This window comes from Streptomyces sp. NPDC091387, assembly GCF_044756945.1.
GTDB lineage: Bacteria > Actinomycetota > Actinomycetes > Streptomycetales > Streptomycetaceae > Streptomyces.
Genome location: NZ_JBIVTZ010000002.1, coordinates 57964 through 84051, shown reverse-complemented (window position 1 = coordinate 84051; position 26088 = coordinate 57964). Strand labels below are relative to the sequence as shown.

At 68.8% G+C, this 26088-nt stretch carries 21 protein-coding genes; 9 read left to right on the top strand and 12 right to left on the bottom strand.

Features of this window, described 5'->3' with window-relative positions:
* Positions 1-66: 66 nt before the first annotated feature.
* From ACIQM0_RS04630 to ychF, 5 genes are all read right to left on the bottom strand, one after another.
* Positions 67-3006, bottom strand: a complete 2940-nt coding sequence (locus ACIQM0_RS04630) for a type I restriction endonuclease subunit R (RefSeq protein WP_401283542.1) — start codon at positions 3004-3006, stop codon at positions 67-69.
* Positions 3003-4250 (bottom strand): restriction endonuclease subunit S, encoded by a 1248-nt coding sequence (locus ACIQM0_RS04625; RefSeq protein ID WP_401283540.1) that lies wholly within the window; start codon positions 4248-4250, stop codon positions 3003-3005. Before ACIQM0_RS04625 ends, ACIQM0_RS04630 begins: the two co-directional genes overlap by 4 nt.
* Positions 4247-5752, bottom strand: a complete 1506-nt coding sequence (locus ACIQM0_RS04620) for an N-6 DNA methylase (RefSeq protein WP_401283538.1) — start codon at positions 5750-5752, stop codon at positions 4247-4249. Before ACIQM0_RS04620 ends, ACIQM0_RS04625 begins: the two co-directional genes overlap by 4 nt.
* Entirely contained in the window at positions 5749-7242 is a 1494-nt protein-coding gene (locus ACIQM0_RS04615) for an N-6 DNA methylase (protein ID WP_401283536.1), read from the bottom strand. The genes ACIQM0_RS04620 and ACIQM0_RS04615 overlap by 4 nt, the downstream gene beginning before the upstream one ends.
* A 225-nt stretch (positions 7243-7467) precedes the next feature.
* Positions 7468-8556: a redox-regulated ATPase YchF gene (gene ychF / locus ACIQM0_RS04610; protein ID WP_123461369.1), complete on the bottom strand. Its 1089-nt coding sequence runs from the start codon at positions 8554-8556 to the stop codon at positions 7468-7470.
* A 338-nt stretch (positions 8557-8894) separates the two neighbouring features.
* Between ychF and ACIQM0_RS04605 the strand changes: the two genes are divergently transcribed.
* Positions 8895-9440, top strand: coding sequence for a DUF6542 domain-containing protein (locus ACIQM0_RS04605; protein ID WP_401284144.1), 546 nt, complete (start codon positions 8895-8897; stop codon positions 9438-9440).
* Between the two features lie 36 nt (positions 9441-9476).
* Here ACIQM0_RS04605 and ppgK read toward each other — a convergent pair whose 3' ends face one another.
* Positions 9477-10214: a polyphosphate--glucose phosphotransferase gene (ppgK, locus tag ACIQM0_RS04600; protein ID WP_401283534.1), complete on the bottom strand. Its 738-nt coding sequence runs from the start codon at positions 10212-10214 to the stop codon at positions 9477-9479.
* Positions 10215-10339: 125 nt separating this feature from the next.
* Positions 10340-11329, bottom strand: coding sequence for a 4-hydroxy-3-methylbut-2-enyl diphosphate reductase (locus ACIQM0_RS04595; protein ID WP_401283532.1), 990 nt, complete (start codon positions 11327-11329; stop codon positions 10340-10342).
* Between the two features lie 74 nt (positions 11330-11403).
* Between ACIQM0_RS04595 and ACIQM0_RS04590 the strand changes: the two genes are divergently transcribed.
* The 4 genes from ACIQM0_RS04590 to ACIQM0_RS04575 all read left to right on the top strand — a co-directional run bounded on the left by ACIQM0_RS04590 (position 11404) and on the right by ACIQM0_RS04575 (position 15196).
* Positions 11404-12807: an APC family permease gene (locus ACIQM0_RS04590; protein WP_401283530.1), complete on the top strand. Its 1404-nt coding sequence runs from the start codon at positions 11404-11406 to the stop codon at positions 12805-12807.
* Between the two features lie 97 nt (positions 12808-12904).
* On the top strand, positions 12905-14116 hold the full coding sequence (gene xseA, locus ACIQM0_RS04585) for an exodeoxyribonuclease VII large subunit (protein WP_363027461.1): 1212 nt from the start codon (positions 12905-12907) through the stop codon (positions 14114-14116).
* A 107-nt stretch (positions 14117-14223) separates the two neighbouring features.
* On the top strand, positions 14224-14481 hold the full coding sequence (locus tag ACIQM0_RS04580; RefSeq protein WP_401283529.1) for an exodeoxyribonuclease VII small subunit: 258 nt from the start codon (positions 14224-14226) through the stop codon (positions 14479-14481).
* 124 nt (positions 14482-14605) lie between these two features.
* The gene (locus ACIQM0_RS04575; protein ID WP_385027220.1) at positions 14606-15196 is read left to right on the top strand and encodes a malonic semialdehyde reductase; all 591 of its coding nucleotides are present in this window, start codon (positions 14606-14608) and stop codon (positions 15194-15196) included.
* A gap of 128 nt (positions 15197-15324) precedes the next feature.
* Here ACIQM0_RS04575 and ACIQM0_RS04570 read toward each other — a convergent pair whose 3' ends face one another.
* Complete coding sequence (locus tag ACIQM0_RS04570; protein ID WP_363027457.1) at positions 15325-15843, bottom strand: DUF4245 domain-containing protein; 519 nt, start codon at positions 15841-15843, stop codon at positions 15325-15327.
* A 141-nt stretch (positions 15844-15984) separates the two neighbouring features.
* Between ACIQM0_RS04570 and glpX the strand changes: the two genes are divergently transcribed.
* Positions 15985-17016 (top strand): class II fructose-bisphosphatase, encoded by a 1032-nt coding sequence (gene glpX / locus ACIQM0_RS04565; RefSeq protein ID WP_401283526.1) that lies wholly within the window; start codon positions 15985-15987, stop codon positions 17014-17016.
* A 106-nt stretch (positions 17017-17122) separates the two neighbouring features.
* On the opposite strand, the gene ACIQM0_RS04560 is transcribed toward glpX, so the two are convergent.
* Positions 17123-17494: a WhiB family transcriptional regulator gene (locus ACIQM0_RS04560; protein ID WP_123461359.1), complete on the bottom strand. Its 372-nt coding sequence runs from the start codon at positions 17492-17494 to the stop codon at positions 17123-17125.
* 161 nt (positions 17495-17655) lie between these two features.
* Entirely contained in the window at positions 17656-18321 is a 666-nt protein-coding gene (locus tag ACIQM0_RS04555; RefSeq protein WP_363027451.1) for a DUF1707 domain-containing protein, read from the bottom strand.
* A 218-nt stretch (positions 18322-18539) separates the two neighbouring features.
* On the opposite strand from ACIQM0_RS04555, the gene ACIQM0_RS04550 reads away from it, so the two are divergent.
* Positions 18540-20207 carry a fumarate hydratase gene (locus ACIQM0_RS04550; RefSeq protein ID WP_401283523.1) on the top strand — a complete coding sequence of 556 codons (1668 nt, stop codon included), beginning with the start codon at positions 18540-18542 and terminating at the stop codon, positions 20205-20207.
* Positions 20208-20250: 43 nt separating this feature from the next.
* Here ACIQM0_RS04550 and ACIQM0_RS04545 read toward each other — a convergent pair whose 3' ends face one another.
* Complete coding sequence (locus ACIQM0_RS04545) at positions 20251-21267, bottom strand: LuxR C-terminal-related transcriptional regulator (RefSeq protein ID WP_401283521.1); 1017 nt, start codon at positions 21265-21267, stop codon at positions 20251-20253.
* 157 nt (positions 21268-21424) lie between these two features.
* On the opposite strand from ACIQM0_RS04545, the gene ACIQM0_RS04540 reads away from it, so the two are divergent.
* Positions 21425-22651, top strand: a complete 1227-nt coding sequence (locus ACIQM0_RS04540) for an MFS transporter (RefSeq protein ID WP_401284142.1) — start codon at positions 21425-21427, stop codon at positions 22649-22651.
* A gap of 480 nt (positions 22652-23131) precedes the next feature.
* Positions 23132-24433: a M18 family aminopeptidase gene (locus ACIQM0_RS04535; RefSeq protein WP_401283519.1), complete on the top strand. Its 1302-nt coding sequence runs from the start codon at positions 23132-23134 to the stop codon at positions 24431-24433.
* Positions 24434-24501: 68 nt separating this feature from the next.
* On the opposite strand, the gene ACIQM0_RS04530 is transcribed toward ACIQM0_RS04535, so the two are convergent.
* Positions 24502-26028, bottom strand: a complete 1527-nt coding sequence (locus ACIQM0_RS04530; protein WP_401283517.1) for a ricin-type beta-trefoil lectin domain protein — start codon at positions 26026-26028, stop codon at positions 24502-24504.
* Between the last annotated feature and the right edge of the window lie 60 nt (positions 26029-26088).

The following is a 26088-nucleotide window of genomic DNA, read 5'->3' as shown; positions in this document are numbered from 1 at the left end:
AGCCGCTGGTGTACATGGCAACGGGGCCGGCGGCCGGTCGATGAGACCGCCAGAGCTCCGGCGCTTCTAGTAGTACTCCCGGATGTATCCCAGTGCCTTCCCAAAGACATCCTGGTCCCGGATCTTGAACTTGATGTAGAGCGCCTTACGAAGCGCCTGTTGAACGAGGCGATCGCCTTCGTTGGTGTCCTGCCAGCCGTCAAAGCGAACGGTACGGACAACGGAGTCGACCTCGTCGACGACCTTTTCGGCGATGATCGGGGTCTCCTCACCCTTGAGCGACTCGAAGAGGTCGGTCAAGGCGGCCTTTCCACGCTCCTCCCGGGGCACCTCAGCGGCGACCTTCTCCGCTGCGACCGTGTCACGCGCCAGCGCGAAGAGCTCCTTGAGGAAGTCCAGAGATGCCTGCTGAGAGTGGGTGTACTTCTCGCGCAGGGCATTCAACCGCTGGCCAAGCTCGACGAAGGCTGGGTTGCCGACGTGCTTGGCAATGCGGGCGGTGATCCATTTCTCGACCTCGACGGGGTCGATGTCCTTGCGGTTGCCGGTCATCAGGTCCTCGATAACCTTCGCATCGAGGACGATGGTGTCCAGGTCGGTACGGGGGACCTCGACGGTAACGTGCTCGTTTATGAGGTCAAGGGTCTTGGCACCCAGCGTATGCCAAACCAGTCGGCCGGTGACGTCCGTGGGTTGCACGGACTGGTAAACGTCGGTCAGCCAGCGGTAGTCCGCTTCGTATGCGGACAGGCTCGGGTCCGGGGACAAGGTCTCCCACAACTGCGCAACGACGCTGTACGCGGCTCCGAAGGCGTCGCGGGACTCATCGGAGTCGATCGCGGCCTGCGCCTGGATCAGGCCCTCATAGCCACCGACGGTGCGGTCGACACCCGAGAAGAACGCCAGAGCAGCCTCGATCGCGGGGCCGAACTGCTCGCGGAGTACAGCGATGTTGGAGATGACCTGCTGGACAGACTTGTCGTCGAACTCAAAGGCCTTGGCAACGTCGTCGAAGATACCTAGGTAGTCCACTATCAGGCCGTGGGTCTTCGCGGGCGGGTAGACCCGATTGGTGCGGCAGATCGCCTGAAGCAGGGTGTGCTCGCGCAGCGGCTTGTCGATGTATTGGGCGTAGAGGATCGGGGCGTCGAAGCCGGTGAGCAGCTTCGCGGTCACGATGATGATCTTCAGCGGGTCGGCCGGTTCGTTGAAGCGGGCGGTGATCCGCTCCAGCTCCTCACGGCCCGGGGTCCACTGCTTCCACGTCGGCTTGTCGCTGCGGCCAGTGGACATCACGATCGTGGACACGTCTGAGCCAAGCAGGCCGTCGAGCTCTTTCTTGTACGCCACACAAGTGGCCTTGTCGTAGACCACGACCTGCGCCTTGAAGCCCTGTGGGGCGACCTTAGCGGTGAAGTGCTCGGCAATGTCGGCGGCGATCTTGCCGACCCGGGCGGGGGCCTTGATCAGGACTTCCAGGGAGGCGGCCTTCTTCGACAGGGTGGTGCGGTCCTCCTCGGTGAGCCCGTGGCGGTTAGCAAGCTCGGTAAAGGCCGTGGTGATCGCCTCCTCGTCCAAGTGGATCTCCGAGAGGCGTGGCTCGAAGTGCAGCGGCAAGGTGGCGCCGTCGCGGATGGAGTCGGAAAAGGAGTAACGCGAGAGATAACCGTGCTCATCGGCCTCGTCCCCGAACCACATGAACGTATTGCGGTCACGCTTGTTGATCGGCGTCCCGGTCAGCCCGAACAGGAACGCGTTGGGCAGCGCCTCGCGCATCTTGCGGCCGTAGTCGCCCTCCTGGGAGCGGTGGGCCTCGTCGACCATCACGATGATGTTGTCTCGCGTGTCCAGCACACCGGGGGCTTCGCCGAATTTGTGGATCGTGGTAATGATGATCTTCCGCGCGCCCGCAGCCAGGAGCTCCTGCAGCTCCTTGCGGGACTCCGTTGAGACGAGGTTCGGTACGTCCGAGGCGTTGAACGTCGCGGTGATCTGGGTGTCCAGGTCGATCCGGTCGACCACGATGATCACCGTCGGCGAGGTCAGCCCCGCCGTTGCGCGCAACTTCTGCGCAGTAAACACCATCAGCAGCGACTTCCCCGACCCCTGGAAGTGCCAGATCAGCCCTTGCTTGATCTGCCCGTGCAGCACCCGCTCCACGATCAGGTTGGCCGCCTGGAGCTGCTGGTACCTCGCGATCACCTTGATCTTGCGGTGCTTCTTGTCGGTCGCGAACAGCGTGAAGAACCGCAGGAAGTCCAAGATCGCGTCCGGATCCAGAACGCCCTCGACCGCCTCCTTGACCGCCGAGAGGCCTACCTTCACCGGCGTATGATCATCACTGGACTCATCAGCCCGCCACGGCCCCCACAGCTCCACCGGCATCCCGACCGAGCCGTAGCGGAAGTCCTTACCCTCGGTGGCGAAGTTGAGCACGTTCGGCACGAAGAACGCCGGCACGTTGACCTCGTAGTCCTCCTTGATCTGCGCGGCAGCATCGATCCAGGAGTACGCCGGCCGCACCGGCGACTTCGCCTCCCCCACGACGAGGGGGAACCCGTTGCACCAGATCACCAGGTCGAAGCGCCGCTCCAGTCGCCCGACCCGGTAGGGCACCTCGGTGGAGACGATCCAGTTGTTCGCACTGTGCTCGCCGGGGTGACCGAAGTCGATCAGCTTGACGGTCACATGCTCGCCGTCGGGCCCGAACGGCATCGACTTCTGCCCCGTAAGCCATGCCGCGAACTCCTCGTTCGCCACCACCGGATTCGGCGTGTTGCGCGCGGAGACCAGGATCGCGCGCAGCCGGTAGATCACCTCATCGGCCAGACGCGGATCCGCCTCGATGGTCGGGTTGAGGCGGATTAACGCCTCCCTCACCTGCTGCTCCAGCAACACCTCATCGGTGCGCCGCGGTAGATGACTTCCTGGCGCGAACCGCACATTGACCGACTCCACCAGATCCCGGACGAAGTCGCGGACGGTGTTCGCCTCGTTGAAGGTCACACGGCACCTCCGAATGTCTCGGCAAGAAGAGAGGACCTCAAATCGTGGATGGCACGTGCTTCGGCGTCCAGTGCGTCGGTCCCGCTCCGCACAGTGGCCAGGATCGACAGAATCCTCGACTGGCATTCGGGCGGAGGCAGCGGGAAGTCGAACCCCTCGACATCGCGCTTCGTGATATTCGGGTCTTTTCGGGAGCTCGCAGCCACCCTCCGCCACTTGGGCCGCCCGGCCTTGAGCACCTCATGCAGAAAATCTGGACGAACGTCGCTGCGGAGATCCAGAACGGCGCTCACAGCCTGGTTCGTGGCTGCGGCCATCTCAAGCCTCGCAGTGCGCCCGATTTGCCCGAAACCCCCGTACATCGCCACGAGAACCGTGCCTGCGGGAACGAGCTTGGCCGATGTCTCCGCCACCGCTACAGTCGTGATGCACTCGTCGGTAGAGCTGAGGATCTCCTCGTTCAGGTCCAGCGTCTTGACCCACGGAACCGTGCCGCCGTCGAAGTAGCGTGTCTGCTCTGCTCGATTGGGCGTCGCTCCGGACCGTACTCGGCCGACCGACGCAATGGTTTCCCGTGACCAGCCATCCGGAACCCCGTGAGTCCACCGGTCCAGGTATTGGGCGTCCCAGACAGCACCTCGCCAGTCCCCGTCGGGGCCAGTGGTCAACAGGGCAGTCCGCGCAGCTTCATGAAGATGCAGTGCACGGGCCCGCCCATCGATGACCTTCTGACCGTGTCGCTCCAGAGCCCAGAGCATGTCGGCGAGGCACTGCTGTTCGTCGAGGGGTGGGAGGTCGAACTCGTACCGCTGCATCTGACCCCAGAGCAGACGCGGGTTCATCGATCCGGTGGCCTCGGCGGTCGCGTAGGCGATGAAGTGGTCAGACGCAAGGACAAAGGGTAGAAATTCCTGCAGCAGCCCGTTCTCAAGGACGGCGTCGAGAACGTAGGTCTTGTCGGCGACGACACCCGAGAAACTCACGACGCCGGACTTGCGAAGGTAGGGGCGTGCCGATACGAAAAGAATCTGACCGGGCCTGAAAAGGTAAGTGAACGTCGAACCCATCTGGCCGTCATCGACTTCACCGAATCGGTCGATGGTGAGACTGTCACTGTCGATGTGTCCGCCGCCAACATAGCGGTCGACATCGCCATTCGCAGGGTCGGCCTGGGTACGGGAGCGACGGATGACGTCGCCGAGTCGCACTCGCTTCCAGGTGCTCTTGTCCAGGTTGAGGCTCACCGGGCAACCTCCGCACGCAGCAGGCGGAGAACGTCCTCGACAGCGACGTCCGCCGCTGTTTCGGCCTCTCGCCACCCTGCGAGCGCCGTTGCGACCGAGTCAGTAGGAGTCGAACCACCACCTGGCGCAGGCGTGACGTACTGCAGGATGGCCATGTTGCCGTTGTTGGCGCGGATCTCGTCGAGGGTGGCGACTCGGGCGAAGCCCGGCACATCGGCAAAGTTCTGGAACGCGCGCAAGATCCTCTGCTGATGCGTCTCAGAGAGGAAGGACTGGGCGCCTGCTCGGTAGAACTCCTTCTTCGCGTCGATGAAGAGCACCTTCTGCCTGCGGTCAGCCAGCTTCTGCTTTCGGAGAACGAGGACTACTGCCTCCATGCCCGAGTTGTAGAAGAGCCCGTGGGCGAGGCCGATCACCGCCTCGACGGCGTCGGCTTCGATCATTGCCTTGCGAACTGCGGCCTCACCGATCCGGTTCAGGACGCCGTGAGGCAGCAGGATTGCGGCACGGCCGGTCTTGGGATCGAGGCTCGCCTCGATGTGCTGGATGAACGCGTAATCCGCAGCGTTCTGCGGCGGTACGCCCCACATGCTGCGACCGTAGGAGTCTTTGGTGAAAGCGGCCCGGTTCCAGGTCTTGATGGAGTACGGCGGGTTGGCCAGGACGACGTCGAAGGTCCGCAGCTGGCCGTCGGCGTCGAGAAAGGCTGGCTTGGCGAGGGTGTCGCCGTGGGCAGTGTTGCCGTCGGCGATGCCGTGGAGGAAGAGGTTCATCTTCGCAATCGCCGAGGTGCCGTAGTTGAGCTCCTGGCCGTACAAACGAAGGTTGCGCCACTCCTTGCCCTGGCGCTTGAGCTCAGCGACCGTGGAGATGAGCATGCCGCCGGTGCCGCAGGTGGGGTCGTAGACCGACTCCCCCGGCTCGGGCTGGAGCATCATCGTCATTAGGTGCACCAGGGTGCGGTTGGTGTAGAACTCCTGGGCGGTGTGGCCGGAGTCGTCGGCGAACTTTTTGATCAGGTACTCATAGCCCTGCCCGAGCTCGTCCTCCGGCAGGTTCGCCACCGACAGCGTGCTGGTCGAGAAGTGCTCGATCAGGTCTGAGAGGGTCGCGTCAGGGAGCAGGTCCTTGTTGGTCCACTCCCCGTCGCCGAAGACGCCGGGGAGGGTGTCGGGGTTGGCGGACTCAATGGCCCGCATCGCAGCCTTGAGCATGGTGCCGACATTGCTGGTGACCTTGCGCAGGTCGGCCCAGTGGGCGCCATCGGGGATGGCGAAGCGGTGGTTCTCCGGGAGGTCAGCGAGTTCCTCGTCGCCGTACGCCTCCATGGCCGTGGCGTGCTCCTCGTCGTAGACATCGGAGAGACGCTTGAGGAAGACCAGCGGGAAAATGTACTGCTTATAGTCGCCGGCGTCGATCAGCCCCCTCAGCAGCACTGCAGCGCCCCACAGGTAGGACTCCAGTTCCCGCTGGGTGATCTGCTTCGGGCTCGTCGCGGTCATGCGTCCAGCCCCCACTTCGCCAGCTCGGCCTCCAACACTGCGCGGGTCTCGCGGGCCTTCGCGTGCGCGGTCTCCAGGTCGGCCAAGACTTGCTCCAGGGTGATCTGCTCGCCGGCCTCGGCCGGCTCGACGTACAGCGGGATGTTCAGGTTCCAGCCATTGGCCTTGATGTCGTCCAAGGTCACGACCGCGGCCAGGCCGGACTGGTCGGCGTACTCCTGATACGCCTTCAAGACGGTCTCAGCGTGGTCGAGCTCGAGGGTGTTCTGGTTGCGGCCGCGCTTGAAGAGCGACTCTCCATTGACGAAGAGCACCTTGTCCTGCTGCTCGGCGGGGCGCTGGCGACGCAGGACCAGTACACACGCGGCCAGGTTGGTGCCGTAAAACAGGTTGGGTGCCAGACCGATGATGGCCTCCACGAAGCCGGCTTTGAGGACATGCTCGCGGACGCGGCCCTCAGCACCCTGACGGAACAGCGCGCCCTGCGGGAGGACGACCGCGACCCTTCCTCCGGTGGGTGCAGCGGAGGTGAGCATGTGCTGGGCCCAGGCCCAGTCGGCGTACCCCTTCGGCGGCACGCCGCCCAACTCATTACGACCCCACGGATCGGAGGCCCACTGCTCGTGGCCCCAGTTCTTCAACGAGAACGGCGGATTGGCGATCACGCAGTCGAATCGCGCCAACCGGCCGTGATCGAAGTACGCCGGGTCGCGGAGCGTGTCGCCGCGCTCGACGTGGAAGTCCTCCATACCGTGCAGCAGCAGGTTCATCCGGGCGATAGCGGAGGTGGTGAGCACCTTCTCCTGGCCGTACAGCTTTCCGAGCACGGTCTTCGGGTCACCGCCGCGGGCCTTGATGTGCTGGATGACCTCGATCAGCATGCCGCCAGTGCCACAGGCCGGGTCGTAGACCGTCTCTCCCTCTTGGGGGTCGAGGATCTTGACCAGTAGGGCGACCACTTCGCGCGGGGTGTAGTACTCGCCAGCCTTCTTGTTGGACTGGTCAGCGAACCGCTTGATCAAGTACTCGTACGCCTGCCCCAACACGTCAGGAGCGGCTTGGGAGATCGAAAGGGTCTTGATCGAGAAGTGCTCGATCAGGTCAATCAGCTTGCTGTCCGGCAGCTTGTCTTTGTTGGTCCAGGTCGCGCCACCGAAGATGCCGTACAGCGTGCCCTGGTTGGCCTGCTCGATACCGCGGAAGGCGGTTCTGAGGGCCTCACCGACGTTCTCGGTGCGTTCGCGTATGTCTACCCAGTGGCAGCCATCAGGGATGGTGAACCGGTGGTTCTCCTCGAACGCCGCATACGTGTGGTCACCACCAGACTCGTCCAGCGCGCGGGCGTACTCCTCGTCGTACACATCGCTGATCCGCTTGAAGAACATCAACGGGAAGATGTACGCCTTGAAGTCCGCCTGATCAATGCTGCCCCGCAGCAGATCAGCCGCCTTCGCCAGATACGACCCCAGCTCCCCCAGTGTCAACTGCATCGGAAGCTCCTGCTCCCGCGCGCCGACCGCACTCAACCCCACTCGATCACTACTCGTTTCCATACTCTGCCTGGTCGGCTCGCCGTCCCGGCGACCACGTGTCGGAGCGTAACCGGATCCGCCAGGGCTGTACCGAATACGCGTCAAACTCTGCGGACTCTGTGCGGACCGCAAAGGCCGCCCAACCCACTCTGCCGCAGGTCAGACGGCCTTTCGCCGAACGTATTAGACGTTGAAGCGGAACTCCACCACGTCCCCGTCCTGCATGACGTAGTCCTTGCCCTCCATACGGGCCTTGCCCTTGGCGCGGGCCTCGGCGACCGAGCCCGTTTCGACCAGGTCGTCGAAGGAGATGATCTCCGCCTTGATGAAGCCCTTCTGGAAGTCGGTGTGAATCACACCGGCCGCCTCGGGGGCCGTGGCGCCCTTCTTGATCGTCCAGGCGCGGGCTTCCTTCGGGCCTGCCGTGAGGTAGGTCTGCAGGCCCAGGATGTCGAAGCCGACGCGGCCGAGGGTGGCGAGGCCGGGCTCTTCCTGGCCCATGGACTGGAGGAGTTCCAGGGCCTCGTCGTCGTCGAGCTCGATCAGCTCGGACTCGATCTTGGCATTGAGGAAGATCGCCTCGGCGGGGGCCACCAGGGCGCGCTGCTCGTTCTTGAAGTCCTCGTCGACCAGCTCGTCCTCGTCGACATTGAAGACGTAGAGGAACGGCTTGGTGGTGAGGAGGTGCAGCTCGTGGAGGAGGCGGCCCTTCTCGGTGCCGGCCGTGATGCCCGCGTGGAAGAGGGTGTCGCCCGCTTCGAGGATCTTCTGGGCCTCCTCGACGGCGGCCAGGACCGCGACCTTCTCCTTCTGGAGGCGGGCCTCCTTCGTGAGGCGCGGGACGGCCTTCTCGACGGACTGGAGGTCGGCGAGGATCAGCTCGGTGTTGATCGTCTCGATGTCGTCCTTGGGCGAGACCTTGCCGTCCACGTGGACGACGTTCTCGTCCTTGAAGGCGCGGATGACCTGGCAGATCGCGTCCGACTCACGGATGTTCGCGAGGAACTTGTTGCCCAGGCCCTCACCCTCGCTCGCGCCGCGCACGATGCCCGCGATGTCGACGAAGTCGACCGTCGCCGGGAGCAGCTTCTGGGAGCTGAAGATCTCCGCGAGCGTGTTCAGGCGTGCGTCGGGGACGCCTACGACGCCGACGTTCGGCTCGATCGTGGCGAACGGGTAGTTGGCCGCCAGCACGTCGTTCTTGGTCAGGGCGTTGAACAGGGTCGACTTGCCGACATTCGGCAGGCCGACGATTCCGATCGTGAGCGACACGTTGGCGACTTCCTGAGGGGTGGGCGGGCTCGTAATGAGGTCCGGCCCCGGTGGGCCGATTCTCCAGTTTACGGGCGGGGGCGAGCGCGTAACCACGGGTCCCGCCGGGTGCCGATCCGGTTCCCGTTGGGCCGTGTGGCATCGAACTCATCGCCAAGGTCGGCCAAAGGGCGTGTCCCGCACGTGCTTCCTGCCGCCCGGCGACCTACGTTGTCCCGGTGGAGCAGCACAGGACACGTCCCCCGCAGCGCAGCCAGACCCAGCAGGCCCCGCTGTCCCCGCTGGGGACCAAGGGAGCCAAGGGAACAGTCGGCGACGGCGCCGCCGTCTATCGAGTGATGAGCACGCCCGCAGGCCGGGCCCGCCCGGTGGCACCTGCCGTGCTCGCCCTGCGGCGGCTGCCGAATCCCCGGCTGACCGGTATCGGCGGCGGGCTCTTCGCGGCCGCCGCCATGTTCGTACTGGCCTGTGCGGACCGGCTGCTGTTCGATGCCTCAGCCGTCGTGTTCGGTGTGCTGTTCCTGCCGGTCAGCGCGCTGACAGCGTTCTGGGTGCGGCCCGCGGACCTGGTGACCGCGCCGATCAGCGTGCCGATCGCGTTCGCCGTCGGCATCATCCCGATCTCGGGCGGCACGGGCGGCTTCGGCGGGCAGATGATGGCCGTCGTCACCGCGCTCGCCGTCCACGCCGGCTGGCTGTACGGCGGCACGCTCGTCGCCGGGCTCATCGCGACCGTACGGAAGGTCCGGCTGATGCGGGCCCGGCAGCGGCGGATGCTGCTGGCCGCACAGACCTCACGGGCGGCCGGGCAACCGCAGTCCCCCCGGCCGGCGGCACAGGCGCCCCGGCCCGCCGGACAGGCGCCCCGGCGTCGGCAGCGCTGACCGACGCCCCGGGGACGTCGCAGAAAGGGCCTGCGGTCAGCTGCTCCCCGCCGCCATCGCCGCGCCCACGATGCCCGCGTTGTTCTGCAGCTCCGCGGGCACCATCTCGGCCCGTACGTGCTCGATCAGCGGCAGGAACTTGGCGGCCTTGCGGCTGACACCGCCGCCGATGATGAACAGCTCGGGCGAGAACAGCATCTCCACGTGGACCAGGTACTTCTGCACCCGGTGCGCCCAGTGGTGCCAGCTCAGGTCCTCGTCCTCCTTGGCCTTGGTCGACGCGTGCTTCTCCGCGTCGTGACCGTTCAGCTCCAGGTGGCCGAGCTCGGTGTTGGGGACGAGCCTGCCGTCGATGAACAGCGCGCTGCCGATGCCCGTACCGAGTGTCAGCACGATGACCGTGCCCTTGCGGCCGCGCCCCGCGCCGAAGGCCATCTCCGCGATGCCGGCCGCGTCCGCGTCGTTCAGCAGGGTGACCGGCAGGCCCAGCTTGTCGCTGAGCAGCGTACGGGCGTCCAGGTCGATCCAGCCCTTGTCGACATTGGCCGCGGAACGGGTGACGCCGCTGGTGACCACGCCCGGGAACGTGATGCCCACCGGGCCCGACCAGTCGAAGTGGCCGACCACCTCGGCCACGCACCCGGCCACGTCCTCGGGTGTGGCCGGGTGCGGTGTGAGTACTTTGTGGCGCTCCTGTGCCAGGTCCCCGCGGTCCAGGTCCACGGGAGCACCCTTGATCCCGGATCCGCCGATGTCCACGCCGAAGATCTCCATGTGATCCACGGTACGGGCAGGCGGCCCGGCTCACTCCCCGGAGCGGAAACCCGAGCGAAAACCTGAGCGGAAACCCGTCAGCGTCCCGTTCGGGCGTCCCGATCGGATGCCGGGCCCTGGAGCCGTCATTCGGCGGACATCGCCGCCGCCTCCGCGCGCAGGTCCCGGCGGAGCTCCTTGGGCAGCGAGAAGATGATGGACTCCTCGGCCGCCTTCACGATCTCCACGTCCTCGAAACCCCGCTCGGACAGCCAGGCCAGGACGCCGTCGACCAGCACCTCGGGAACGGACGCGCCGGAGGTGACACCGACCGTGGAGACGCCGTCCAGCCAGGACTCCTCGATCTCGTCGGCGAAGTCGACCAGATGGGCGTCGTTCGCACCCGCGCCGAGGGCGACCTCGACCAGGCGGACCGAGTTGGAGGAGTTCTTGGAGCCGACGACGATCACCAGGTCGGCGTCCGCGCCCATCTGCTTCACCGCGATCTGGCGGTTCTGCGTGGCGTAGCAGATGTCGTCGCTGGGCGGGGAGACCAGGAGCGGGAACTTCTCCTTGAGCGCGCCGACGGTCTCCATCGTCTCGTCGACCGAGAGCGTGGTCTGGGAGAGCCAGACGACCCGGGACGGGTCGCGCACCTCGACGTTCGCGACGTCCTCGGGGCCGTCGACCAGCGTGATGTGCTCGGGGGCCTCGCCGGAGGTGCCGATGACCTCCTCGTGGCCCTCGTGGCCGATCAGGAGGATGTCGAAGTCGTCCTGCGCGAAGCGGACGGCCTCCTTGTGGACCTTGGTGACCAGGGGGCAGGTCGCGTCGATCGTGGCGAGCTTCCGTTCGGCCGCCTCGTCGTGCACGGCCGGTGCGACGCCGTGTGCGGAGAACATCACGATCGATCCCTCGGGGACCTCCGCGGTCTCCTCGACGAAGATCGCGCCCTTCTTCTCCAGCGTCTGTACGACGTATTTGTTGTGAACGATCTCGTGGCGTACGTAGACCGGTGAGCCGTACTGCTCTAGGGCCTTCTCCACGGCGATCACGGCACGGTCCACGCCCGCGCAGTAGCCACGGGGAGCGGCGAGCAGGACGCGTCGGGGTGTCGTAGCAGTCATGCGTCCCATCGTAAGGCCGTACCGAACAGGCGCGGGGCCGACAGGGTCGGGAGACTGATCACCACACGAACAACGGAGGACTCATGGCCGGCGGCGACAGCGGCAGCGATCCCGGCAGCGGCACGGTTTCCGGCAGCGGCCCCGCTTCCGGCAGCACCGGCCGGGTCGGACTGCGGCGGACGCTGGGCTTCCGGGATCTGGTGGTCTACGGGCTGCTGTTCATCGCCCCGATGGCCCCGGTCGGCGTCTTCGGCACGCTCGACGCGAAATCGCACGGCGCGGTGGCGCTGGTCTACATCGCGGCGACCGTGGTGATGGCGTTCACCGCCTTCAGTTACGCCCAGATGGTGCGGGTCGCCCCCCTGGCGGGTTCGGTCTTCGCGTACGCGCGCAAAGGGCTCGGGGAGGGGCCGGGGTTCATCGCGGGCTGGATGGCGATGCTGGACTACCTGCTGATCCCGGCGGTCGCCTATCTCTTCTCGGGGATCGCGATGAACTCGCTGGTGCCCGAGGTGTCGCGGTGGGTGTGGACGGCGCTGGCGGTGCTCCTCACGACGCTGCTGAACCTCTGGGGCGTACGGGCGGCGGCCCGGGTCGGCTTCGCGGTGCTCGCCATGGAGATCGTGGTGCTGCTGGTGTTCCTGGTGTCCGCGGTGGTGGTGCTCGTGCAGGACGGGGCGCAGCGCGGCTGGCTGACCCCGCTCAACGGCGACGCGGGCTTCTCCGCGGCGGCGGTGCTGGGCGCGGTGTCCGTGGCCGTGCTGTCCTACCTGGGCTTCGACGCCATCGCCACGTTCGCGGAGGAGGTGACGGGCGGCTCGGCGAAGGTGGCGCGGGCGCTGCTGTTCTGCCTGGTGCTGGCGGGGTTCCTGTTCGTGGCGCAGGCGTACCTGGCGGCCCTGCTGGAGCCGATGACGTCGGCGGAGCTGGCCGCCGATCCGGCCGCTCAGGGTTCGGCCTTCTACGACACGGTGGACTCCGCGGTCGGGTCCTGGCTGCACGACCTGGTGGCGGCCAGCAAGGCGATCGGGGCGGCCTTCGCGGCGCTGGCCGGGCAGGCGGCCGCGGGCCGGCTGCTGTTCGCGATGGCCCGGGAGCGGCGGCTGCCCGCACTGCTGTCCAAGGTCGATCCGCGCTCGGGGGTGCCGCGGATCGCGATCCTGATCGCGGCGGTCGTGACACTGGTGGCAGCGGTCTGGGCGGCCCGGCGCGACGACGGCCTGGACCAACTGGTGTCGGTCGTGGACGTGGGCGCGCTGACCGCGTTCGTACTGCTGCACGCCTCGGTGGTCGGCTGGTTCGTGGTGCGCCGCAGGGAGGGGGCGCCGAGCTGGTGGCGGCACGTCCTGATCCCGGTGGTGGGCGCCGGCGTGCTGATCGCGGTGATCGTGGAGGCGACACCGAGCGCACAGGTGGTGGGGGCCTGCTGGCTCGTGGTGGGGCTGGTGGTGCTCGCCGTACAGCAGAGGCACCGCAGAGCGGTGTGAGGTTACGGAGGGGGAGGTCTCTCCGGGCGGCGGAGGAGCCCGGCCGTTCCCGTGCGGAGCGGCCGCGTTGTCGGTCGTGGCGGATACGCTCGCCCGTATGGCTCTCCAAACATCCGCGGAAGCTCCGCTGCCCGTCGGTGACGTGTCACGGCTCATCGGCGGCTGGATCGACCGGCTCGGCGCCGTATGGGTCGAGGGGCAGATCACCCAGCTGTCGCGGCGTCCGGGGGCCGGAGTCGTGTTCCTGACGCTGCGCGACCCCTCGCACGACATCTCGGTGAGCGTGACGTGCTTCCGGCAGGTCTTCGACCGGATCGCGGACGTGGTCACGGAGGGGGCGCGGGTCGTCGTCCTCGCCAAACCCGAGTGGTATGCCCCCCGCGGGCAGCTCTCGCTGCGCGCCACGGAGATACGGCCGGTCGGCATCGGCGAACTGCTGGTCCGGCTGGAGCTGCTGAAGAAGTCGCTGGCCGGGGAGGGTCTCTTCGCCCTCGACCGCAAGAAGCCGCTGCCCTTCCTGCCGCAGCTGATCGGGCTCGTCTGCGGCCGGGCGTCGGCGGCGGAACGCGACGTCCTGGAGAACGCGCGGCGTCGGTGGCCCGCGGTCCGCTTCGAGGTCCGCAACACCGCGGTGCAGGGGGTGCACGCGGTGAATCAGGTGGTCCAGGCGGTGAAGGAGCTGGACGGCCTCCCGGAGGTCGACGTGATCGTCGTGGCGCGCGGCGGGGGCAGTGTGGAGGACCTGCTGCCGTTCTCGGACGAGGAGTTGATCCGTACGGTCGCGGCGTGCCGCACCCCGGTGGTCTCCGCGATCGGGCACGAGCCGGACTCCCCTCTCCTCGACCTGGTCGCGGACGTACGGGCCTCCACGCCGACGGACGCGGCGAAGAGGATCGTGCCCGATGTGGGCGAGGAGCTGGACCGGGTCCAGCAGTTGCGGGACCGGTCCCTGCGCACCGTACGGGGGCTGCTCGACCGGGAGGAACGGGGTCTGGCGCACGCGCTGGGACGGCCCTCGATGGAGCATCCGCAGCGGATGGTGGACGAGCGCGCGGCGGAGGTCGACGCGCTGATCGGGCGCGGCCGGCGGGTCCTGGGGCATCTCCTGGACCGCGCGGACTCGGAGCTCGCCCACACCAGGGCCCGGGTGGTCGCGCTGTCGCCCGCGGCGACGCTGGAGCGCGGATACGCGGTGCTCCAGCGGGCGGACGGGCACGTGGTGCGCGATCCCGCCGATGCGGGAGCGGCCGGGGACGCGCTGCGGGCCCGCGTCTCGGGCGGCGAGTTCGTGGTGCGGGTGGCCGAGTGACGGCGGCGGGTGACGGCGGCGGGTGACGGCGGCCGGGTGGCCGTGGCCGGCGGCCGGCAGGACTTCGGCGATATCGACGGACTTGCTCTCGCAATAAGGTGGATCACATGACGGACGACGGGACGACGGCTGCGGCCACGGGGACGCTCGGATACGAGCAGGCGCGCGACGAGCTGATCGAGGTGGTGCGCCGGCTGGAGGCCGGTGGGACGAGCCTGGAGGAGTCCCTCGCGCTGTGGGAGCGGGGCGAGGAGCTGGCGAAGGTGTGCCGGCACTGGCTGGAGGGCGCACGCGCCCGGCTGGACGCCGCGCTGGCGGCACCGGCCGCCGACGGCGCCGGGGACACAGCGGCCGACGCGGGCTGAGCAGTCCGCGTTCACTGTGGACTGGATCACTCCACTCCAGTTTTAGTTGAAAGTTAACCTACCTCTCCCGTACGGTGGTCGACGTTGTCCGACCCCCCTGTACGTCCGGAAGGTAATACGCAAGATGTCCCTCGTTCTTGACCCCGCCGCCCAGGACCTCCTCTTCCGTGAGGCCCGCACCGCCAACACCTTCACCGACGAGCCGGTGACCGAGGAGCAGGTCCAGGCGATCTACGACCTGGTCAAGTACGGTCCGACCGCGTTCAACCAGTCGCCGCTGCGCGTCATCCTGGTCCGCTCGGACGACGCCCGCGCGCGCCTCGTCACGCACATGGCCGAGGGCAACCAGGCCAAGACCTCGACCGCGCCGCTGGTCGCGATCCTGGCCGCCGACAACGAGTTCCACGAGGAGCTCCCGGCGCTGCTGCCGCACTTCCCGCAGGCCAAGGACGCGTTCTTCTCCGAGCGCCCGGTCCGTGAGTCGGCCGCCTCGCTGAACGCCGCGCTGCAGGCCGCCTACTTCATCATCGGCGTCCGCGCCGCCGGCCTGGCCGCGGGCCCGATGACCGGCTTCGACGCCGCGGGCATCGAGAAGGAGTTCCTGGACGGCGACCACAGCCTGCTGATGGTCGTCAACATCGGCAAGCCGGGCGAGGACGCCTGGTTCCCGCGTCTGCCGCGCCTGGCCTACGACGAGGCCGTCAAGAGCGTCTGAGCCGCATCGCGCCGGCCGGAAACACAGGGGAAAGGCCCTGGAGCACCTGCTCCAGGGCCTTTCCCGTGCCTACGCGCCCCGCTTGACCCTGCCGCCCTGCCGGAAGATCCCGCCAGTACGTCAGGAGGTCAGGAGGTCTTGAGCGCCGCCGCCATCTCCGCCAGCCGCTCCGGCGACGCGGACCCCGTGACGACCGTGGTCGCACCCTTGTCCTCGCGCACGAGGGCGTCGTACTTCGGGCCCTCCCAGTGCTGCCAGGTCTCACCGGCGACCTGCTGCGTGCGCCCGGTCTTCTTCGCGTCCTGGCTGACCTGGGTGACGTACTTCTCCGCCGGCGCCGTGGACTGCTCCACCGCGACGTACTTGCCCTCGGGGTCGAGGAAGCCCAGGTGCCAGCTGTCGCCGGCCTCACTCTCGTAACTGACGGAGGTCGGCTTCCACTTCTCGGCCAGACCGCTGGGTGCGGCCACCGGGTACGGAGCCGCGCGCCGTGCGGTCAGGAGCTCGACCCGGTAGTCGACCGCCTTGACCGGGTCGGCCTTGTCGTCGTGCGGGATGAAGAGGTAGACGACGCCGGCCACGGCGACGATCACCACCAACGACAGGAACATGTCCCGCACGGTCTGCTTGCCTCGCTTGCTTGCCACGGGTCCATCGTCGCATCAGCCCCCTCGGGACCGAATCGGGGGCGCCCGCTCATACGTGACCCGGTCTGCTCATTTTGTCGACCTGACGATAGAGTCACATCACCCTCATCCGGTCGTCGTCGTACAGAAAGGTGCGCTCCGATGTCCGAGCATCATCTGCCGTCCCAGCTGGAGGTCTCCCCGGAGGCCCCCGACCGCAACCTCGCGCTGGAGCTCGTCCGGGTCACCGAGGCCGCCGCCATGGCCGCCGGGCGCTGGGTCGGCCGCGGGGACAAGATCGGCGCCGACGGCGCCGCAGTGAAGGCCATGCGGACCCTCGTCTCCACCGTGTCGATGAACGGCATCGTCGTCATCGGTGAGGGCGAGAAGGACGAGGCCCCCATGCTGTTCAACGGCGAGCGGGTCGGTGACGGCACCGGCCCCGAGGTCGACATCGCCGTCGACCCGATCGACGGCACGACCCTGAACGCCAAGGGCATGCCGAACGCGATCGCCGTCCTTGCCGCCGCCGACCGGGGCGCGATGTTCGACCCGTCCGCGGTCTTCTACATGGACAAGCTGGTCACCGGCCCCGAGGCCGCCGACTTCGTGGACATCAACGCCCCCGTCTCGGTGAACATCCGGCGGGTCGCGAAGGCGAAGAACTCCACCCCGGAGGACGTCACCGTCGTCGTCCTGGACCGCCCGCGCCACGAGGGCATCGTCAAGGAGATCCGGGAGACCGGCGCACGGATCAAGTTCATCTCCGACGGAGATGTCGCGGGCTCGATCATGGCCGCCCGCGACGGCACCGGCGTCGACCTGCTCATGGGGATCGGCGGCACTCCGGAGGGCATCATCTCGGCCTGCGCCATAAAGTGCCTCGGCGGTGTCATCCAGGGCAAGCTCTGGCCGAAGGACGCGGCCGAGCGCCGGCGCGCGCTGGACGCCGGGCACGACCTGGACCGGGTGCTGTCCACGGACGACCTGGTCAGCGGCGACAACGTGTTCTTCGTGGCGACCGGCATCACGGACGGCGAGCTGATGCGCGGGGTGCGGTACCGCGCGGAGACGGCGACCACCGAGTCGATCGTGATGCGGTCCAAGTCGGGCACCATCCGGAAGATCGACTCGACCCACCGGCTGTCAAAGCTGCGTGCCTACAGCGCGATCGACTTCGACCGCGCGAAGTGACGTAGGCGCGTTCAGGTGAAGGGGCGCCCCCATGTGCGGTGGGGGCGCCTTTTCGTGCGGCAGCCGGACGCGTTGTCGCAACCGGCGCGGTGGGGCGGTGTCTCCGTCAGCCGGCAGCGGCGATGTGGCCGGCCGCGCCGGAGGCCTTGAGCTCGGCCTCGCGCCGCCGGCGGCGGGCGAGTGCCACGCGGCGCTCGGCAGCCGTGAGGCCACCCCACACCCCGTACGGCTCGGGTTGCAGCAGGGCGTGTTCCCGGCATTCGACCATGACCGGACAGCGCGCGCAGACCCGCTTCGCGGACTCCTCGCGCGAGAGCCGGGCAGCGGTCGGCTCCTTGGACGGGGCGAAGAACAGCCCGGCTTCATCCCGGCGGCACACCGCCTCCGAATGCCAGGGGCCGGCCTGGTCCTCCCGAGCGGGGGTCCGCTGGGAAGGCACGGCGGCGACCTGCAGGGGCTGATGCGGCAGTTGCAGCACGGTCCACTCCTGACGACGGCTTCACGGGCGAGAAGACGATGCAGAACTCCCTACCCGCTGTGCGCGCGCCTATGCACTGAGTGGCACTCAGGTCCGTTCCGCGAAATTGCTGTCGACCGTGATTTCGGCTGGAATCAGTTCCTTCCGCCCCCGGCTCTCCGTCAGTTCCCGAGGTGTTTGCGCAGGCGGTCCTGGAGATCCGCAATGAACTTGCCGCGCTTGGGCTTTGCCTCGACGCTGCCGAACACCGAATAACCGTTGACCACCACCACTGGCGCCTCGGGATCACCGGATTCCAGAGTGACGACTTCGAAATTGCCGAAGATGCCCGTTCCGCTGCCGCGCAGCGAGATGTTCTCGGGAACCCGGATCTCTACACTTCCGAAGATGGAGGTCGCGTTGATCACGGTGAGACGCTGTCCGAAAAGCGCCTCGGTCAAATCGATCTCCACGCTGCCGAACAACGAGAACGCGTTCGTCCGGCCGCCGACCCGCCAGCGCCCCTTGCGGGTGGAGCTGCTGAAGACCGCGACCAGGTTGTCGGCCGGGCCCGACGCCCCCTCGGGGCCGTAGGCGTACGGCGCGGTGGAGGGCCTGGCGCTCCCGCCCGGCGCGGGCAGGTCCCGTACCAGCGGCTCCAGTTCGCCGACGGTCTTGGCGCGGTAGACAGCGTCGACCCGCTCGCCGTGCTCCTCCGCGGTCAGCCGGCCCTCGACCATGGCTTCCCGCAGGATGTCCGCGATCCGGTCACGGTCGGCGTCGGAGGCACGGATGACGTCGGGTTCCGCCCGTGCGGTGGGCTGCTGGGGGTGCTTTTCGAGGTCCACCGGCCCAGCGTACCCAAACGCGATAGATCGCGACTAGGCCTTGCACGGTGACGGCGAGGCGCGAAACGGGGCCGTGTTCGGGACGAAGCGGGGCGGCGTTCGGGACCCTGTTCGAGTGAGCCCTACCTCACAGGCCCGCCGCCCCGGCGGGGTTCTACCCTGGTGGGTGCGCTGCCCAAGGGAGGTCAGCCGCCGTCACCGAGTGAGGAATGGCCGTAATGCCAGAGTTTGCGTACTCCGATCTGCTCCCCCTGGGAGAGGACACCACGCCGTATCGTCTGGTCACCTCCGAGGGTGTTTCCACCTTCGAGGCCGACGGCCGTACGTTCCTCAAGGTCGATCCGGCGGCGCTGCGCACCCTGGCCGCCGAGGCCATGCACGACATCTCGCACTACCTGCGGCCCGCGCACCTGGCGCAGCTGCGGCGGATCGTGGACGACCCCGAGGCGTCGTCCAACGACAAGTTCGTCGCGCTCGACCTGCTGAAGAACGCGAACATCGCCGCCGCGGGCGTCCTGCCGATGTGCCAGGACACCGGCACCGCGATCGTCATGGGCAAGCGCGGGCAGAACGTGCTCACCGAGGGCGGTGACGAGGAGGCGCTGTCGCACGGCATCTTCGACGCGTACACCAAGCTCAACCTGCGCTACTCGCAGATGGCGCCGCTGAACATGTGGGACGAGAAGAACACCGGCTCCAACCTCCCGGCCCAGATCGAGCTGTACGCGACCGACGGCGGCGCGTACAAGTTCCTCTTCATGGCGAAGGGCGGCGGCTCGGCCAACAAGTCGTTCCTCTTCCAGGAGACCAAGGCGGTCCTCAACGAGGCCTCCATGATGAAGTTCCTGGAGGAGAAGATCCGCTCCCTGGGCACGGCCGCCTGCCCGCCGTACCACCTGGCGATCGTCGTCGGCGGTACGTCGGCCGAGTTCGCGATGAAGACCGCGAAGTACGCCTCCGCGCACTACCTGGACGAACTGCCCGCAGAGGGCTCCCCCACCGGTCACGGTTTCCGTGACCGGGAGCTGGAGGAGAAGGTCTTCGAGCTGACGCAGCGGATCGGCATCGGGGCGCAGTTCGGCGGCAAGTACTTCTGCCACGACGTGCGCGTGGTCCGCCTGCCCCGCCACGGCGCCTCGCTGCCCGTCGCGATCGCCGTGTCCTGCTCGGCCGACCGCCAGGCCACCGCGAAGATCACCGCCGAGGGCGTCTTCCTGGAGCAGCTGGAGAAGGACCCGGCGCGCTTCCTCCCCGACACCACCGACGAGCACCTCGACGAGGCGGGGGACGTCGTGCGGATCGACCTCAACCGCCCGATGGACGACATCCTCGCCGAGCTGACCAAGTACCCGGTCAAGACCCGGCTCTCGCTGACCGGCCCGCTGGTCGTGGCGCGCGACATCGCGCACGCCAAGATCAAGGAGCGGCTGGACGCGGGCGAGGAGATGCCGCAGTACCTCAAGGACCACCCGGTGTACTACGCGGGCCCGGCGAAGACGCCCGCCGGCTACGCCTCGGGTTCCTTCGGTCCGACGACCGCCGGCCGGATGGACAGCTACGTCGCGCAGTTCCAGGCGGCGGGCGGCTCCAAGGTGATGCTGGCCAAGGGCAACCGGTCCAAGCAGGTCACGGACGCGTGCGACGCGCACGGCGGGTTCTACCTCGGTTCGATCGGTGGCCCGGCGGCGCGGCTGGCGCAGGACTGCATCAAGAAGGTCGAGGTCGTCGAGTACGAGGAGCTCGGCATGGAGGCGGTCTGGCGGATCGAGGTCGAGGACTTCCCGGCGTTCGTCGTCGTCGACGACAAGGGCAACGATTTCTTCACCGAGCCGGCCCCCGCGCCGACGTTCACCAGCATTCCGGTACGCGGTCCCGGCCTCGGCTGACCCGTCCCGGCTGGACCCCGGCCGGGCGTCCCCCGGCCGGGGTTCAGCTGTCCAGCAGGCCCGAGGTCGCTACCAGGTAGCCGAGTTGGGCCCGGCTGGTGCTGCCGAGTTGCTCGGAGACCTTCCGCATGTGCTCGGCGACGCTGCGGCGGCTCATCCCGATCCGCCGGGCTATCGAGGCGTCCGTCTCACCGTTGACCACCGCCCGCAGGATGGCGCGCTGCAGGTCGGACGTGACGACGGGGGTGCGCAGCGGCGCCCGCTCCGGGCGGACCGGCACCGAGCGGGCCCAGGCCTCGTCGAAGCCGCGGGCCAGGAACCGTACCAGTGACGGATGCTGGACGCGCAGCGCGTGGTGCGGATCGTCGGAGAACGGGACGAACGCCAGGTCCCGGTCGAACACGATCACCCGGTCGACCACCTCGGCGAGCGTTCTGATCTCCGCTCCGGCGGCGGTCACCTGCTCGACGTACGCGAGGGTCGTCCGGTCGGAGCGGACGGTGTGCTGGTAGATCGTCCGCTGCCGGATGCCCCGCCGCAGGTTGCCCAGGTCCCGGATCAGCGCTTCCTGGAGCACGAGCGCCGGACGGCCGCCCCCGGGGTGTGCGGTGCGGACCTGCTCCCGGCAGCCGTCCACCGCCGCGTCCAGCGCCTTGCTGATGACGGCCTCCCCGGACAGCCGGGTGAGCGCGGGCTGTTCGGTCCGGTGCGCGTCCGCGTACAGGGCCTCGAAGACGGAGAGCGCGGCGCGGGTGGCGTGCAGCGTGCGGCGCCGGTCGAGGACGGCCTCCTTAAGCGGGGCGAGCGCGGCGTGGGACGCCGTCTCCGGCGGTACGGGGATCATGAATCCCGGTGAGTGGCGGTCGGCCACCATCAGGTGCAGGTCCCGGAGACATCCGGCCACCTCGTGCGCGGGAAGGCAGCCCGCCACCAGTGCGCGCCGATAGGCCGCGAGCGCGCTCTCGCACGGCTGTCGCGGGGCGGAGCCGACCCGTGCGGAGCGGTCCGCCGACGATTCGCGGCAATCGCATGCCGGTGGGCTGGAATGATCGTCCTTCACAAGTATGCAGATTACCTTTGTACATACCGGATGACGGCCGGGAGTTCGACGGTTCGACGACTATGAACGGGTGACGCCCGGCCCCGACCACACCCTCAGCCGGCCGACCGCCGAATCGGCCGACTCGCGGTACGGAGTTCGGCGTTATCGATTCCTGGTGGCCGGCTACGCCATCTCTTCGTACGGCACGTTCCTGAATATGGTGGCGCTCAATCTGTTCGTCTATGAGACGACGGGGCGGGCTCTCGCCATGGGGTTGTTCATGGCGGTGCGGCTGGCGTCGGGATTTGCCGCCGGGCTGGCGGCGGGGGGTCTGCTCGCCCGTTTCACGGCGAAGAGCGTGATGCTCTGGACGAATATCGCGCAGGCGTCGGTGATGCTGCTGCTGGTCCTCGCGCCGGACGGGCTGCGGACGGCCGCGCTGGTCGCCGTATCGGTGGTGGTCGGCTCCTGCGGGACCCTGTTCATGGTGTCCCTGCGCAGCTCGATCCCCGAGATGGTCGGCGAGGACCGGCGTTCCTGGGCCAACTCCCTCTCCATCACCGGCCGCTCGCTGGCCATGGTGGCCGGTTTCGCGTCGGCGGGCGTCGTCGTCTCGCTCGTCGGGTACACCGCCGCGTTCGTGGTGGACACCGCCACCTTCGCGGTCTGCGCGGTGACGGTGGCCCTGCTCCCCATTCCGGGCGGCGGCAGGGGCGACGGCGGGAGCGGGAGCCGGGAGAAGCCGGCCGTCGAACCGGGGGGCGAGGCCGCACCCGCCCGTCGGCGCGGGCCCGCCGCGCTCGCCGCCCTGGCCGCCGCGCCCGGTCTGGCTCTGATGGTGGCGCTGCGGGGCGTGGACGCGCTGGGCTCGTCCTCGCACAACGCGGCGCTGCCGGTCTACTCCAGCGGGCTCGACGCCTCGCGCCCCGCCGTGTTCGTCAGCGCCTTCTGGTGCCTGTGGGCGCTCGGCAACATCGTGGTGCAGCAGCTGATCCAGCGGTACGCGCGCCGCACCGGCCGGTCCGTCGGGGCGCTGGGCTTCGGCTGGGGCACCTGTCTCATGTCCGGGGCGTTCATCCTGGCCTTCGCGGGGTTCCCGCTGGTGGCCACGGCCGCGATCGCCCTGGTCGCGGGGGCCGCCGACGGGCTCACGGAGGTCTCGTACACCTCGCATCTGCAGACCCTGCCGGCCGGGCTGCGCGCGCACGCCTTCGGGCTCTCCGCCACGGTGGAGAACCTCGGGTTCGGCGCCGGGATGATCCTGGTCGCGGCCGCGCTCGACCACTACACCCCGCTGACGGTCGTCGGCTGGTCCCACGGCGGCGCCCTCGTGGTCGCCGCGGTGTTCCTGATCCGGGTCTCGGGCCTGCGCAAGGCTCCGCCGGTCCCGCCGTCCCCGTGACCGGGCCCGGTGCCGGGACGGTCCACGTACGACTGAATTCAGCCAATCCTGTGGAAGGCGGTGCGGGGCCGCCGCGAGAGCCTGCGCGCCCGGGTACCGGAACGGGTACGGGCGGCGAGCCGCACGCCGGTCGCCGTTCCGGTGCCGGCCGGGCCCTGCGGCGCGGCCGCAGGAGGGTCCCCGCCGGCCGCGGGCGCCGGCGTCGTACCGCCGCATTCGCGCAGCGGGCCGCCGGCCGGGCTTGCGGGGGGCCGGGCCGATGCGGTGAGTTGTCCGCGTCGCGGGAGAACCCGCCCCGCCCGACCCCCCGGTACGGATGCCGCCGCGCGACCCCGGCCGCACCGTCTCCGCCCGCCCGTCACCGATGCCCCCTGCCCGCGGCCGCCGCGCCCGGCAGCCGCCCCGTCCGCCAGTCCGAAGCATCCGCACCCGCACGGCCGAACCACCTTCAACGTCCCACACCGGAAAGGCGGAGACCGCATGACGCCGGTCCACCACCGCAGCCACGTCGACGATCTGCTCTCCTTCATCAAGGCCAGCCCCTCCCCCTACCACGCCGCCGCGAGCGCCGCCCAGCGGCTGGAGAAGGCAGGCTTCCGTGAACTGCGGGGTACGGACGACTGGACGGGCACCACGGGCGGCAGCTTCGTCGTCCGCGGCGGCGCGCTGATCGCCTGGTACGCCCCCGAGGGCACTACCGCCCACACGCCCTTCCGGATCATCGGCACCCACACCGACTCGCCGAACCTGCGGATCAAGCCCACCCCCGACACCGGGTCCGCGGGCTGGCGGCAGATCGCGGTGGAGATCTACGGCGGGGTCCCGCTCAACACCTGGCTCGACCGCGACCTGGGCATCTCCGGCCGCCTCGCCCTCCGGGGCCCCGGCGGCACGACCGACTCCCGGCTCGTCCAGATCGACGAACCGCTGCTGCGGGTGCCCCAGCTGGCCATCCACCTGGACCGGTCCGTCAACGACGGCCTGGCCCTGGACCGGCAGCGCCACATTGCCCCGGTGTGGTCGCTCGGCGACGCCGAGGAGGGGGCGCTGCTGCGCCGGGTCGCGGCGGCCGCGGAGGCCGATCCGGACGAGGTGCTGGGCTGGGACCTGATGCTCCACGACATCCAGGCGCCCGGATACCTGGGCGCGGAGCAGGAGTTCGTGGTCTCCTCCCGGCTGGACAACCTGGTGTCGGTGCACGCCGGTGTCACGGCACTGGCCGCTGCGGCGACGGCGGCCGAGGCGCCCGCGTACATCCCGGTCCTGGCGGCCTTCGACCACGAGGAGGTCGGCAGCGGCTCCGACACGGGGGCGCAGAGCCCGCTGCTGGAGCGCGTCCTGAGCCGTTCGGTGACGGCCCGCGGCGGAAGCCCGGAGGACTGGTCGCGGGCGCTGGCCGGCGCCTTCTGCGTATCGGCCGACATGGCGCACGCGGTGCACCCGAACTACACGGAACGGCACGACCCCGACCACCGCCCGCTGCCCAACAGCGGCCCGACGGTCAAGGTCAACGTCAACCAGCGCTACGCCACCGACTCGACCGGCATCGCGGTGTTCGCGTCGGCCTGCGAGCGGGCGGGCGCCCCGTGGCAGCCGTTCGTCTCCAACAACGCGATGCCGTGCGGTACCTCGATCGGCCCGCTCACCGCGGCCCGGCTGGGTGTCCCGACCGTGGACGTGGGAGTTCCGGGGCTGTCGATGCACTCGGCGCGCGAGCTGTGCGGCGCGGCCGACCCGGGTCACCTGGCGGCGATCCTGGGCGCGTTCGTGACGTCCGGCTGACCGGGGGTGCGGGGAGGGACCGCGTACGCCCCTCCCCGTACTTCCGCGCTCGATCCTCAAGGGGCCCGCTAGGCGAAGCGCTGGCTCGCGCTCCCGTTGCAGGGCTGGAGCCTCAGCGGGTCGTGGGCGCCCGCCAGGGTCGCGCACAGCCCGGTGGAGGCGGCCGGGCCCAGGGTGCCCGACTGCCGGACGAACTTCTGGTTGGCCGCGCCCGAGCAGTTGTAGAGGACGAGGGCGGCGCCCGCCTTGTAGTCGGCTCCCGGTACGTCCAGGCAGCGGTCGTGGCTCAGTGCCGTACGGACGGTCTTCGTGCCGGAGTCGTACCACCAGCCCTGGTTGCGGCCACCGTGGCAGTCCCAGCCGGTCACTCCGGTGTTGTTGCGGGTGACCGAGGCCGGGGCGTCCAGACAGCTGCTGGTGGCCTCGTTGCGCAGCGGCTTGAAGACGTCGTCCCAGGCGGCGGTCTGCAGCACGGGCGTGCCGGTGCTCGCCGGGTCGGCGCAGCTCGCCTCGCGCAGGCCCGAGTTGTAGATCTGGGTCAGGCAGGAGGCGAAGGCGCCGTGGCCCGCGCGGTTCGGGTGGAAGGACTGCCGGACGGAGTTGGAGTCCGGCGGGAAGTGCGAGAGGTCGATGAAGAGGCCGCGGGCCCAGGTGGACTCGCTGCACACCTCGTGGCCGTGGAAGAGCCGGGAGTTGTCGAGGTAGACGGCTCCGGTGTCGGCGGCGGCCTTGCGCATCCCGCGTTCGAAGGCGGGAACGGCGGTGTTGCGGCCCCAGGCGGCGTCGGAGTCGTATCCGGCGCAGCCGCCGGGAAGCTTGCCGGGGAAGTTCGGGTTGTCGTAGAAGTCCGGGCCGATCGGGCTCGGGTAGCCCATGACGACGAGCTTGTAGTCGCCGTTGGCGTATCCCGCGTTCGACATGACGGTCCGCAGATCGCCGACGGTCTTCTCGACCTTGGGGACGAGCGCGTCGACGCGGGCCTGCCAGCCGCCGTTGTACTTCGGCTCGCACGTGCCCTGGAGGAGGATCCAGCGCTCGACGCAGTCCGTCATGACCGGGCCGAACTGGAGGTCGTCATTGGCACCCGCCACCAGCACGATCATCTTGATGCGGGTGTTGCGCGCCTTGATGGCGAGGTTGTCGCTCTGCACCAGTTCGTCGGCGTACTGCTTCGAACCGCCGATGACGATGTTTCCGGTGTACGCGCCGGAGCAGGAGACGTTGTACGTGACGTCGGCCGGGATACCCGTGCGGTGGATGGCGGAGTCGGGCGAGCGGTGGCACCAGTTGTCGGGGCCGTTGGTGCCCGCCTCGTACGTGCCGACGCCCTCGCCCGAGATCTCGCTGTCGCCGAGCGAGATCAGCCCGGTCTTGCGGTCGGCGAGCGGGCGCTCGGCCGGGTCGCCGTACAGCCGGGTGGCCTCGGTGGCGCGGATGGCCTCCAGTTCCGGCGACAGTGCGGTGGATGAGGTAGCGGTGGTACCGGACTGTGCCGCGCCCGCCGGTCCGGCGGCCGCGGTCATCCCGCCCAGTGCCGCCGCCGTGGCGGCGACGGCCGCGACGGTACATCGGAGTCTGAACCCTGTGCGCCTCATTGCGCCTCCCGAGATTGTTGTTACCCACGGTATTTACTGGTCGGTAGGCGACTTGGGAAT

Bases quoted from the DNA above. Each gene is read 5' to 3' on its own strand.
- ACIQM0_RS04605 (WP_401284144.1), top strand. From the start codon at position 8,895: ATGAGCACGCCCGCAGGCCGGGCCCGCCCGGTGGCACCTGCCGTGCTC.
- ACIQM0_RS04595 (WP_401283532.1), bottom strand. From the start codon at position 11,329: ATGGGACGCATGACTGCTACGACACCCCGACGCGTCCTGCTCGCCGCT.
- glpX (WP_401283526.1), top strand. From the start codon at position 15,985: ATGTCCGAGCATCATCTGCCGTCCCAGCTGGAGGTCTCCCCGGAGGCC.
- ACIQM0_RS04590 (WP_401283530.1), top strand. From the start codon at position 11,404: ATGGCCGGCGGCGACAGCGGCAGCGATCCCGGCAGCGGCACGGTTTCC.
- ACIQM0_RS04530 (WP_401283517.1), bottom strand. From the start codon at position 26,028: ATGAGGCGCACAGGGTTCAGACTCCGATGTACCGTCGCGGCCGTCGCC.
- ACIQM0_RS04615 (WP_401283536.1), bottom strand. From the start codon at position 7,242: ATGCAGTTGACACTGGGGGAGCTGGGGTCGTATCTGGCGAAGGCGGCT.
- ACIQM0_RS04550 (WP_401283523.1), top strand. From the start codon at position 18,540: ATGCCAGAGTTTGCGTACTCCGATCTGCTCCCCCTGGGAGAGGACACC.
- ACIQM0_RS04575 (WP_385027220.1), top strand. From the start codon at position 14,606: ATGTCCCTCGTTCTTGACCCCGCCGCCCAGGACCTCCTCTTCCGTGAG.
- xseA (WP_363027461.1), top strand. From the start codon at position 12,905: ATGGCTCTCCAAACATCCGCGGAAGCTCCGCTGCCCGTCGGTGACGTG.
- ACIQM0_RS04535 (WP_401283519.1), top strand. From the start codon at position 23,132: ATGACGCCGGTCCACCACCGCAGCCACGTCGACGATCTGCTCTCCTTC.
- ACIQM0_RS04580 (WP_401283529.1), top strand. From the start codon at position 14,224: ATGACGGACGACGGGACGACGGCTGCGGCCACGGGGACGCTCGGATAC.
- ppgK (WP_401283534.1), bottom strand. From the start codon at position 10,214: ATGGAGATCTTCGGCGTGGACATCGGCGGATCCGGGATCAAGGGTGCT.
- ACIQM0_RS04620 (WP_401283538.1), bottom strand. From the start codon at position 5,752: ATGACCGCGACGAGCCCGAAGCAGATCACCCAGCGGGAACTGGAGTCC.